The following is a 1333-nucleotide window of genomic DNA, read 5'->3' as shown; positions in this document are numbered from 1 at the left end:
AAAATATAATCGCTAGTGTTCGAAAGAACACTCACAAGATTAATAACAGGTTTCTTAAGTTTAGAACTACGTTCTAATATGGTGGAAACATAGATTAAGTTATTAAGGGCGCACGGTGGATGCCTTGGCACTAGAAGCCGACGAAGGACGTTACTAACGACGATATGCTTTGGGTAGCTGTAAGTAAGCGTTGATCCAGAGATTTCCGAATGGGGGAACCCAGCACGAGTTATGTCGTGTTATCGACAAGTGAATTCATAGCTTGTCAGAAGGCAGACCCGGAGAACTGAAACATCTTAGTACCCGGAGGAAGAGAAAGAAAAATCGATTCCCTGAGTAGCGGCGAGCGAAACGGGAAGAGCCCAAACCAATAAGCTTGCTTATTGGGGTTGTAGGACACTCTATACGGAGTTACAAAGGAATATATTAGACGAATCATCTGGAAAGTTGAATCAAAGAAGGTAATAATCCTGTAGTTGAAAATATATTCTCTCTTGAGTGGATCCTGAGTACGACGGAGCACGTGAAATTCCGTCGGAATCTGGGAGGACCATCTCCTAAGGCTAAATACTCTCTAGTGACCGATAGTGAACCAGTACCGTGAGGGAAAGGTGAAAAGTACCCCGGAAGGGGAGTGAAAGAGAACTTGAAACCGTGTGCTTACAAGTAGTCAGAGCCCGTTAATGGGTGATGGCGTGCCTTTTGTAGAATGAACCGGCGAGTTACGATCTGATGCAAGGTTAAGCAGGAAATGTGGAGCCGTAGCGAAAGCGAGTCTGAATAGGGCGTTGAGTATTTGGTCGTAGACCCGAAACCAGGTGATCTACCCATGGTCAGGTTGAAGTTCAGGTAACACTGAATGGAGGACCGAACCGACTTACGTTGAAAAGTGAGCGGATGAACTGTGGGTAGCGGAGAAATTCCAATCGAACTTGGAGATAGCTGGTTCTCTCCGAAATAGCTTTAGGGCTAGCCTCAAGTGATGATTATTGGAGGTAGAGCACTGTTTGGACGAGGGGCCCCTCTCGGGTTACCGAATTCAGACAAACTCCGAATGCCAATTAATTTAACTTGGGAGTCAGAACATGGGTGATAAGGTCCGTGTTCGAAAGGGAAACAGCCCAGACCACCAGCTAAGGTCCCAAAATATATGTTAAGTGGAAAAGGATGTGGCGTTGCCCAGACAACTAGGATGTTGGCTTAGAAGCAGCCATCATTTAAAGAGTGCGTAATAGCTCACTAGTCGAGTGACACTGCGCCGAAAATGTACCGGGGCTAAACATATTACCGAAGCTGTGGATTGTCCGTAGGACAATGGTAGGAGAGCGTTCTT

Annotated in this window: 1 rRNA gene; it reads left to right on the top strand. The window is 46.0% G+C overall.

Annotated elements, in window-relative coordinates:
• Window positions 1-92: 92 nt before the first annotated feature.
• Window positions 93-1333 (top strand): 23S ribosomal RNA (locus KA858_RS11315); the annotation flags it as partial.

The sequence above is a fragment of the Staphylococcus sp. GDX8P80P genome (assembly GCF_017893095.1).
GTDB classification, from domain to species: Bacteria; Bacillota; Bacilli; order Staphylococcales; family Staphylococcaceae; genus Staphylococcus; species Staphylococcus borealis.
This window is presented reverse-complemented; position numbering and strand designations above follow the sequence as displayed.